Consider the following 10,005-nt stretch of genomic DNA (forward strand, 5'->3'; position numbering starts at 1 on the left):
CCGATTGCCCCCCGAATCAGCGCCAGGACTCAGCCTTCACCCACGTCGCGTTCTGCGGTGTTCATGCGATCTCGCTACAAAAGCGCATCAGTGCCGCTGTCTCTCCGGATAGCCAGATGATTTGTGTAGAACGATTAGCGCAGAGCGATGGGCACGATCATTATCCGAGAGGCCATGATCGTTGCCTTCACCGCTTGCTCAAATACAACGCCAGCGCTTCAGCCCCAAGCTCCACTGTAGAGCTGGTCCCGGCCCAGCTGCAGGCGAGCATGAGGTTGCGGGGCAGGGCGAAGTCTTCCACTGAAAAGCCGTTGTCGTCGAATCCGTGATCATCATGCGGCACCAGATCCCGCAGCGAATCCACAGGCTCGAAATACGCCCACACCGGTTTGTCGAGCGCCACCGCCATTCCCACTTCGAACGCCGTACCTGAATCCGGCTCCAGACCTCGAAACACATTCAGGTTGGCGAGCACGGCAGTGCAGCGCTGAATCATCGCCACATTCATCGCATAGATCTGTTGCGCGGTTTCATGAGGCGACAAGCCGGGAGGCACTTCGTTGTCGAATGGAAACAATCCTTCCAGACCATGTGCGGTACACAGCGCTTTCAGGTAACGCCCATGCTCGATGGCGTCTGGACGAAAAACGTCGAAACCTGCGAGGTAAACCAGAGGTGCCTGCATTGTCGTCGCTCCGCTAGTGGACAAATCGCATTGATTCTACGGCGGGTCGCAAGCGGGATGAAGAGCGCCATTGATCGGCCTGCGGGTAGAGAGTGGCTTTTTGGGCTGTTATCTGTACGGATAGCCAGTATCCTTGCCCGGTCTGTTCATCGAACCTGTGACCGTTGGCCTTGAATACCTCACCTCTCGATAATCCGTTTTATTACCTGGAAAACTTTCGCCAGGTGCTGGACTGGATCGCGCAGCGTTACGACGACCTGCTCGACGAGTCGGAGCGCCAGTTCATCGAGGCGTTTGCCGGGCTGCCGGTGGCGACGCAGGGTTTGCTGGTGAGAATGGTCATGCGCAAGGGCGCCCTGTTCCGGGCGAGCAAGCTGAGCTACGACGAAATAGGTGACCCTGTCGAAAACGTGGGCCCGCTGCTGGAACTGGGCTGGGTGGACGACCGGCCTGCGCTGGGTCTGGATGAGCTGTTCCAGTTGCTGCGCAAGGACGAGTTGAGCCAGTGCTTCAAGGCGCACGGTGTGAAGGGTTCCGAACGCAAGGAGCTGTGGTTCGAACGACTGCAACCGATCTACACGGAGCCGCAACCTCTTGATCAGTGGCATGGTTCATTGCAGGACATGGTTTTTTCGCTAAAGGTCATGCCACTGTGCGACCGTCTGCGGCTGCTGTACTTCGGCAATCTTTATCAGGAGTGGTCGGAGTTCGTACTCGCCGATCTGGGTATCTATCGCTACGAGAAGGTCGAGTTTTCTGTCGATTCCCGGGCAATCACGGCGCGGGAAGACATTGATGTGTGCCTGCAACTGCATGCCTGCCGCGAAGCGCTGGAAACCAGTCTTGTCCTGCATGATCTGGCTGAGCAGGCCATTGCCATTCACTGTCGCAGTCCCTGGCTGCAGATGCGCCGCGCCAAGCTGCTGTTTCGCATCGGTCAACAGGCCGAGCGGTTGCAGGATTGGCCGCTGGCGCTGTCGGTCTATCGGCAGTCCAGTTATCCCGGCGCCCGCTCGCGACAGATTCGGGTGCTGGAGCGTCACGAACAATACGCCGAGGCCATGGAGCTGCTGCAACAGGCCCGACTGGCTCCGGAGAACGATGCTGAGGTCCAGCATCTGGCGCGTGTGTTGCCGCGCCTGCAGCGCAAGCTTGGCCTGGCAGCCGAACGTCGTCGGGCGGCAAGGGTGGTCGAGCGCATGGACGTGCACGTCACGCCGCTGCCTGGCTGCAGCGTCGAATACTTGATCCGCGAGCACTTGCAGCAAGAAGGCGGCGAGGTGCACTACGTCGAGAATACGCTGATCAATTCCCTGTTCGGGCTGTTGTGCTGGTCGGCGATTTTCTCACCCTTGCCGGGCGCATTCTTCCATCCGTTCCACAGCGCCCCGAGCGACCTCTACAGCCCGGATTTCTACCAGCGCCGTGCGCACCTGTTCGATGCCTGCCTGGCCCAGCTCGAGTCCGATGCGTATCGCGCCACCATCCTTGAGAACTTCCTCGGCAAACATGGCCTGCAATCGCCGTTCGTATTCTGGGGCTCGCTGACGCCAGCCCTGCTGGATCAGGCGCTGGATTGTCTGCCTGCCGAGCATTTGCGCCATTGGTTTCGTCGTTTGCTGCAGGACATCAAAGCCAATCGCACAGGAATGCCGGATCTTATCCAGTTTTTCCCCGAGCAGCGCGGCTACCGGATGATCGAAGTGAAAGGGCCTGGGGATCGCTTGCAGGACAACCAGCTGCGCTGGCTGGATTTTTGTGCCGAGCACGGAATGCCGGTGCATGTCTGCTATGTGAAGTGGACGATGGACTGCGAGGTTGCGACAGAAGAAGGGAAGGGCGTTTCGCAGGCGGATTGTATTCAGGTCTGACGGAAGGGAAGGGCGAGGCGGTCCTTGAATGCGCTAAAGCAGGCCGCCGCGCTATGCTGCATTTACAGTTTCGCGATCCAGATCAGCCTCACGGCGCGCTGTCGTCGTCATCCTTATCGTCACCATCGGTGTCCATGCCAGCCTTGCCAGCATCATTCTTTTTGTCCATGCCGCTGTTGTTGCCTGGCTGAGGGTCCATGCCCTTGGTTCCGGGGCTGGTGCCTTGGGTACCTGGAGTTGTGCCGTCAGTATTCTTTTCCATCCCGGTACCCGGTACTTTCGGGCCGCTGCTGTCCGGATTGGTCGGCCCTGTCGAGCCCGCCATGGCCAATGCACTGACGCTGCCCATGATTGCGGCAAGTGTCCATGCGCCAACTGTCTTAAGTTTCATGTTCGTAAACCTCCTGTCAGTGTCCTTCGTGTTGTTGCCAAAGGCATTGAGTGATGATCGGCGACGCAGGTGCCCAAAGGCCGACCAGTGGCAGGAGTGACCCGCCACCGTCGTCACACAGATCAGTTGACCTTCGGCTTCTCGGTCACGCCGCTCTTGTCGTGGGTGCCGTGGGTATTCTTGTCGTGCGTCATGGTGCCAGAGCCATTGTTCATCGACTTGTTGGTCTGCTCACCTTGCTGCGTGCCCTTCGTGTTGGACGAGTTGCGATCGGCCGGTGCCGAATTGGTGCCCGGCAGCTTGGTCGCGTTGTCGTTGACCGGGCTGGCAGGCGTTGGCGAGGTCTCAGCAAAGGCTGCGCCCGATGCAACGGCCATCAGGCCAGCGAGAGTCAGGGCAGCGAATTTGGTCTTGATCATGAGGCTTACTCCGTTTTTTAAGATTTTTAACATACCCACGTTGGTCATTGGCCACTTGCCATAGGTGCCAGCGATTCCGACGAACGGTAGCACAATGATCGTGCCTGAATTTAATACCACCCCTATAACGTTGCTTTTCAATCGCCCTCCAAAGAGCGGGGAAGGAGCAGTAATCAGGATGTGGATGACGCAGTTTTTCAGGCGATCTGGTTATAAGCATTTGCTGCCCGGAAAACCTGAGGGTCTAAAAAGGCACATTTTTTTACACTTTTATAACGGTGATGGCTTTTAGCTATTTAGAGGTGGCTGGCACATGGCTAGCCGTTGAAACAGACCCTTTGAGCCCCGAAAACATTGGGTCCGATGAATTCTCGGGAAAAAACGCGTGTAGGAAATTGGCCATAAAAAGCGCCTTCATCCGACGTGGTTCGACGGATTGTCATTAAACAGAAACATTTGAGCGTTTAAATCCGCCTCGGGCCTCTTCAAGTGGGCCACCACACAATCTCCTGGACTGAGGTATTACCGTGATTCTGCTGACTAAAAAACGCTTGTCGCTTCTGATCGCTTCGCTGTGCCTGAGCGGTGTAGCCCATGCGACTGATGTTACCGGCGCTGGTTCGAGTTTCGTCTTCCCGGTCATTTCCAAATGGTCCCAGGACTACAGCAAAACTGCCGACAACCGCATCAACTACCAGTCGATCGGTTCGGGTGGCGGTATTGCCCAGATCAAGGCTGCTACCGTTGACTTCGGCGCTTCCGACGCCCCTATGTCCGCTGAAGACCTGCAGGCTGCCGGCCTGGGTCAGTTCCCAAGCGTCATCGGCGGTATCGTGCCGATCATCAACGTTGAAGGCATCGAAAGCGGCAAGCTGAAACTTGACGGCGAAACCCTGGCCAAGATCTTCATGGGCACGGTCAAGAAGTGGAACGACCCAGCCATCGTTGCGCTGAACCCGGGCGTGACACTGCCTGACACCGCAATCACTGTCGTTCACCGTTCGGACGGCTCGGGCACCACTTACAACTTCACCAACTACCTGAGCAAAGCCAGCTCTGAGTGGAACGAGAAGCTGAAGTTCGGTTCGACCGTGCAGTGGCCAGCAGGCGTGGGCGGCAAGGGTAACGAAGGTGTCTCGGCTTACGTGAAGCAGATCAAAGGTTCGATCGGCTACGTTGAATACTCCTACGCTGTAACCAACAAGCTGTCCTACACCCAGCTGAAAAACGCTGCCGGCAAGTTCATTGCGCCGACCGCCAAGTCGTTCGCTGCTGCTGCCGACACCGCTGACTGGGCGAACGCCAAGGACTTCGGTCTGATCATGACCAACGCGCCGGGCGAAGAGGCATGGCCGATCACTGCCACCACCTGGATCATCATGTACAAGGAAGCCAAGAACGCAGAGAAGAGCAAGGCGGCTTTCGACTTCTTCAAGTGGTCTCTCGAAAACGGTCAGAAGCAGGCTGCAGAGCTGGATTACGTCGCCTTGCCGAAATCGCTGGTCGATCGCGTAGAAAACTACTGGAAAGCTGAATTCACAAGTAAGTGATTCAAGCGTGTACGACCCCTGTCATCGACCGCGATATCGGTCCGATGACGGGGGCTTTTCCTTGCGAGTGGACTCAACATGACTGAAAACACCCAATACCTGTCCGCTGCCGTCAAAGCTGTCGAGACCGAAGGCGAGAAGCGCGCCAAGCGGGATCATCGCCACGACCTGTGGTTCAAGCGTTCATTGCAGGCCGCCGCGATGCTGGTGCTTGCTTTGCTGGGTTGTATTGCCCTGTCGACCCTCTGGGGTGGCAGTCTGGCATTCCAGACGTTCGGGTTTGGCTTTCTGACCAGTACCGAATGGGACGTGAACGCCGGCAAGTTCGGCGCGCTGGTTCCGATCTACGGCACCCTGGTGACCTCTTTTCTGGCTTTGCTGATCGCCGTTCCGGTGAGTTTCGGCATTGCGATTTTCCTGACCGAAGTAGCGCCGCCGTGGCTTCGGATGCCCATTGCCTCGGCCATCGAGCTGTTGGCGGGCATTCCGTCGATCATCTACGGCATGTGGGGGCTGTTCGTGTTCGGGCCGTTCATGGCTGAACACATGTCACCCTGGATCACCGAAAACCTGGGCGCGCTGCCGGTGATCGGCCCGATGTTCCAGGGCCCGCCTCTGGGTATCGGCATGCTGACGGCCGGTATCGTGCTGGCAATCATGATCACCCCGTTCATCACCTCGGTGATGCAGGAAGTATTCCGCACCGTACCTGTCGCGCTCAAAGAGTCGGCCTATGCGCTGGGCGGCACGACCTGGGAAGTAGTCTGGGACATCGTGCTGCCTTACACCCGTTCTGCGGTGGTCGGCGGTGTGTTCCTCGGCCTGGGTCGCGCGCTGGGTGAAACCATGGCGGTGACCTTCGTACTGGGCAACGCTCACCAGTTCTCGGCGTCGCTGATGATGCCAAGCAGTTCCATCGCTTCGGTCATCGCCAACGAATTCAACGAGGCGTACACCGACATTCACCGTTCCGCGCTGATCGCTCTGGGCTTCCTGTTGTTTGTGGTCACCTTCATCGTGCTGGCCCTTGCACGTCTGATGTTGTCGCGTCTGTCGCGTAAGGAGGGGTTATGAGTAAGGACCTGGCAGGCAGCGAGCGCATTTACCGTGTTCGCAATATCAAGAACAAGATCGCCATGGTGCTCAGCTGTGGTGCCACGGCGTTCGGTCTGTTGTGGCTGGTCTGGATTCTGCTGACCACCATCATCAAGGGCATCGACGCCCTGAACCTGCAACTGTTTACTGGCATGACGCCTCCGCCAGGCACTGAAGGCGGTCTGGCCAACGCCTTCTACGGCAGCGTGCTGATGTCCGGCATCGGCCTGCTCATCGGTACGCCGATCGGCCTGATGGCCGGTATCTGGCTGGCCGAGTTCGCGCGCTACACCAAACTGGGCAACGCGGTGCGCTTCATCAACGACATCCTGTTGTCGGCACCGTCCATCGTGCTGGGCCTGTTCGTGTACACGGTCGTCGTTCTGCCGCTCAACGCAGTAACGGGCCATCAGGTCGGCTTCTCGGCGATTGCCGGTGCACTGGCGCTGGCGCTGCTGGTGATTCCAGTGGTGGTGCGTACCACCGACGAAATGATGCAACTGCAACCCTCGACCATGCGCGAAGCCGCGCTGGCGCTGGGTGTACCTCAATGGAAACTGACCCTGCAGATCGTTCTGCGCGCCGCCAAGGCAGGTGTCGTGACCGGCGTATTGCTGGCACTGGCACGTATCACTGGCGAAACCGCGCCGCTGCTGTTCACCGCATTCGGCAACCAGTTCTGGAGCAGCGATCTGCTCAAGCCAATCGCCAGTGTTCCGGTGGTGGTGTTCCAGTACGCAATGAGCCCGTTCGACGACTGGCACTCCCTGGCATGGGCCGGTGCATTGGTCATGACGCTGTTCGTACTGATACTGAGTCTGCTTTCTCGCTTAATTCTTCTGCGCAATAGGGCGTCCTGATGAACAACCTTTCCCTGGCCAACGAAAAGACCAAGATTCAAGTGCGCGGTCTGGAGTTTTTCTACAACAACCAGAAGTCGCTGAAGTCCATCGACATGACCATTCCCGAGAAGCGCATCACTGCGATCATCGGCCCGTCGGGTTGCGGTAAATCGACCCTGCTGCGTGTGTTCAACCGTATTTACGCGATGTACCCAAAACAGGAAGCGCGCGGCGAAGTGCTGCTCAATGGCGAAAACATCCTGGCGCCGGGCTACTCGATGAACCGCCTGCGCAGCCATGTCGGCATGGTGTTCCAGAAGCCGGTGCCGTTTCCGATGTCGATCTACGACAACATCGCCTACGCCATCAAGCACCATGAAAAACTGTCGCGTCGTGAAATGGAAGATCGCGTCGAGCAGGCGCTGCGTGGTGCAGCGCTCTGGGATGAAGTGAAGGACAAGCTCAAACAGAGCGCTACCGGTCTGTCCGGTGGTCAGCAACAGCGCCTGTGTATCGCACGTACCATTGCGCTGCGCCCTCAGGTGCTGCTGCTGGATGAACCGACGTCTGCGCTTGACCCGATCTCCACCGGTCGTATCGAGCAGTTGATCACCGAGCTGAAAGAGCAGTTCACCGTGATCATCGTGACCCACAACATGCAGCAGGCTGCACGTTGCTCGGACTACACCGCGTTCATGTTCATGGGTGAGCTGATTGAGCACGGCGACACCGACACCATCTTCACCAAGCCTTCCAAGACCCAGACCGAAGACTACATCACCGGTCGTTTCGGCTGATCAGCCGGCCAGGGCGGGTGCCTCCCGGCGCTCGCCCATGAATGCCTCGATCCTGCCGCGCAACCAGCGTTCGGCAGGGTCGTTGTCCATCACACTCAGCCACGTCATCGACAGGTCCAGCCCCGGCGTGGGGAAGGGCAGCGGCTCGTCGTACACCAATCCCAATGCGCTCATGGCACTCGCCGCATAATCGGACAGCCCCGAAATCAGATCGGTGCCAGCCATCAGTGCGGGCAGGGTGGTGAACTGCGGCACCGACAACACCACCTGACGCTTGCGGCCCAGCGCGGTCAGCCACTCATCAGCGAAGCTGCTGACGCTGGCGACGTGCGACACCACCACATGCGGCCGCGAACAGTACTCATCCATCGACATCGGGCCTGACGGCTTGTCGGCCCTCACCAGACGTGGCTGAACGTTGCGTAGCGTCTTGCGTTTGGCGTTGGCGGGCAGCTCGCGGGTCAGGCACACGCCGACCGTGATGTCGCCCGACATCAGGACTTCGGAGATATTCAGGTAGTCGACATGCTTGACCACGATCACCACCCCCGGCGCTTCCTTGCGGATCGCCTTGAGCATGGCGGGGAACAGGCCGAATTCGACATCGTCGGACAGGCCGATGCGAAAGGTCATCTTGCTCACCGAGGGATCGAAGTCCGTGGTCAGACTCAGTGCTGTGGACATGGCATCCAGCGCAGGCGTCAGATGTTTGAGGATTTCATGGGCACGGGCGGTCGGCTCCATGCGATGGCCGACGCGGATGAACAGCGGGTCGTTGAGCAGGCCGCGCAGACGGTTGAGCGCCGCGCTGATGGTCGGCTGGCCGAGGAACAGTTTTTCCGCCGCGCGAGTCACATTGCGCTCCTGCATCAGGGTCTCGAAGACCACCATCAGGTTGATATCGGCCTTGCGCAGTTCATTGCGATTCATTTGGGTTCCTTGGCATCAGACATGTTCATCCGGATGGCGCCTGCAAGAGCATGCGCCAGTCTAGGGAACCGCCGCAGTGGGCGTCCAGCCTTTTGCCTTGCAACGCAGAAACGTCTTCTTACGTTTCTGCAGGTAGGAAAAGGGCGAATCTGTTGTGGGTTCTGGGGTCTACTTGCGGGTCCGGAACGCGTTGTGCCAAGCGTTTCCGGCATTCCCGACCCACACCTGAAGGAGGTGCCCCCTATGCGGGCTGCAAAGATTGCCGGTCTGTTGATTTCGATGGCGTTGCCTTGTGCGGCGCTGGCTGAAACGCCCAGTTATGGTCAGCAATTGGAAGGCTTCACCTATCCCCACCCACTCAAGAAGTTCGACTTCCAGTCTCAGGGCCAGGCGCTGGAGATGGGTTATATGGATGTCGCGCCCACCGGCAAGGCCAACGGCCGCACTGCTGTCCTGATGCACGGCAAGAATTTCTGTGCCGCCACTTGGGAAGACACTATCAAGGGTTTGACCAGCGCAGGTTATCGGGTGATCGCTCCCGATCAGATCGGTTTCTGCACCTCGACCAAGCCTGGCTATTACCAGTACAGCTTTCAGCAGCTGTCGATGAACACCCATGCGCTGCTGGAAAAGCTCGGCATCGACAAGGTGTCGGTCGTGGGTCACTCGACCGGCGGCATGCTGGCCACGCGTTACGCGCTGATGTACCCGAAGCAGGCCGAGAAACTGGTCATGGTCAACCCGATTGGTCTGGAAGACTGGAAAGCACTCGGCGTGCCTTACCGCACGGTGGATCAATGGTATGAGCGGGAACTGAAAACCACCGCCGAAGGCATTCGTGCCTACGAGCAGAAGACCTATTACGACGGGCGCTGGAAGCCTGAGTACGACAAGTGGGTCGACATGCTGGCAGGGCTGAACAAAGGACCCGGTCAGAAAGCCGTTGCCTGGAACTCGGCGCTGATCTACGACATGATTTTCACTCAGCCGGTGTTCTACGAGTTCCCGAAACTGCAGGTGCCGACTGTGTTGATGATTGGTGACGCAGATACTACTGCTATCGGCAGCGACATCGCGCCGCCGGACGTGAAGGCCAAAATCGGTGAGTACAAGGTGTTGGGCAAGCAGGTCACCGAGATGATTCCGGGTGCCAAGCTGGTGGAGTTCAAAGGCATGGGCCATGCCCCGCAGATGGAAGAACCGGTTGCGTTCAACAAGGCGCTGGTCGAGGCGCTTCAGTAGTCATTTGTTGACCTGTGATCGTGCCGACACTTCGTGTCGGCACGCATCCCGTGACGCTCTGCGTCCCAAGTGGCACAGACTGCGGACTCAGTGAGCCGAGCGCATGCCTCACGTCACCTTTTCGCCCCTCGGCGACTTACTTTGAGAGGCCAAAGTAAGCAAAGCCTTTTGCTCCGGTTCCGG

General features: G+C 58.4%; 10 protein-coding genes. 6 read left to right on the forward strand and 4 right to left on the reverse strand.

Annotation, left to right across the window (positions count from 1 at the left end; genetic code table 11):
- Positions 1-187: 187 nt before the first annotated feature.
- Complete coding sequence (locus tag AO065_RS00105; RefSeq protein ID WP_004883978.1) at positions 188-685, reverse strand: nucleoside 2-deoxyribosyltransferase; 498 nt, start codon at positions 683-685, stop codon at positions 188-190.
- Positions 686-855: 170 nt separating this feature from the next.
- Here AO065_RS00105 and AO065_RS00110 point away from each other — a divergent pair, with 170 nt between their 5' ends.
- Positions 856-2,556: a VRR-NUC domain-containing protein gene (locus AO065_RS00110; RefSeq protein WP_050562183.1), complete on the forward strand. Its 1,701-nt coding sequence runs from the start codon at positions 856-858 to the stop codon at positions 2,554-2,556.
- 88 nt (positions 2,557-2,644) lie between these two features.
- On the opposite strand, the gene AO065_RS00115 is transcribed toward AO065_RS00110, so the two are convergent.
- Positions 2,645-2,947: a hypothetical protein gene (locus tag AO065_RS00115; RefSeq protein ID WP_004883973.1), complete on the reverse strand. Its 303-nt coding sequence runs from the start codon at positions 2,945-2,947 to the stop codon at positions 2,645-2,647.
- A 122-nt stretch (positions 2,948-3,069) separates the two neighbouring features.
- On the reverse strand, positions 3,070-3,366 hold the full coding sequence (locus tag AO065_RS00120) for a hypothetical protein (protein WP_004883970.1): 297 nt from the start codon (positions 3,364-3,366) through the stop codon (positions 3,070-3,072).
- A 527-nt stretch (positions 3,367-3,893) separates the two neighbouring features.
- Here AO065_RS00120 and pstS point away from each other — a divergent pair.
- From pstS to pstB, 4 genes are all read left to right on the forward strand, one after another.
- Positions 3,894-4,916 carry a phosphate ABC transporter substrate-binding protein PstS gene (gene pstS / locus AO065_RS00125; protein WP_004883969.1) on the forward strand — a complete coding sequence of 341 codons (1,023 nt, stop codon included), beginning with the start codon at positions 3,894-3,896 and terminating at the stop codon, positions 4,914-4,916.
- A 78-nt stretch (positions 4,917-4,994) separates the two neighbouring features.
- A complete protein-coding gene (gene pstC, locus AO065_RS00130; RefSeq protein ID WP_004883968.1) occupies positions 4,995-5,990 on the forward strand; it encodes a phosphate ABC transporter permease subunit PstC in 996 nt (331 codons plus the stop codon).
- Entirely contained in the window at positions 5,987-6,871 is an 885-nt protein-coding gene (pstA, locus tag AO065_RS00135; protein ID WP_004883967.1) for a phosphate ABC transporter permease PstA, read from the forward strand. Before pstC ends, pstA begins: the two co-directional genes overlap by 4 nt.
- The gene (gene pstB / locus AO065_RS00140) at positions 6,871-7,650 is read left to right on the forward strand and encodes a phosphate ABC transporter ATP-binding protein PstB (RefSeq protein WP_004883964.1); all 780 of its coding nucleotides are present in this window, start codon (positions 6,871-6,873) and stop codon (positions 7,648-7,650) included. The genes pstA and pstB overlap by 1 nt, the downstream gene beginning before the upstream one ends.
- Here the strand turns inward: pstB and AO065_RS00145 are convergent, their stop codons facing one another.
- Positions 7,651-8,580 (reverse strand): LysR substrate-binding domain-containing protein, encoded by a 930-nt coding sequence (locus AO065_RS00145; protein WP_004883962.1) that lies wholly within the window; start codon positions 8,578-8,580, stop codon positions 7,651-7,653.
- Positions 8,581-8,823: 243 nt separating this feature from the next.
- Here AO065_RS00145 and AO065_RS00150 point away from each other — a divergent pair, with 243 nt between their 5' ends.
- A complete protein-coding gene (locus AO065_RS00150; RefSeq protein WP_004883959.1) occupies positions 8,824-9,822 on the forward strand; it encodes an alpha/beta fold hydrolase in 999 nt (332 codons plus the stop codon).
- Positions 9,823-10,005 lie beyond the last annotated feature (183 nt).

The sequence above is a fragment of the Pseudomonas viridiflava genome (assembly GCF_001642795.1).
In the GTDB taxonomy this organism is placed as follows: Bacteria; Pseudomonadota; Gammaproteobacteria; order Pseudomonadales; family Pseudomonadaceae; genus Aquipseudomonas; species Aquipseudomonas viridiflava.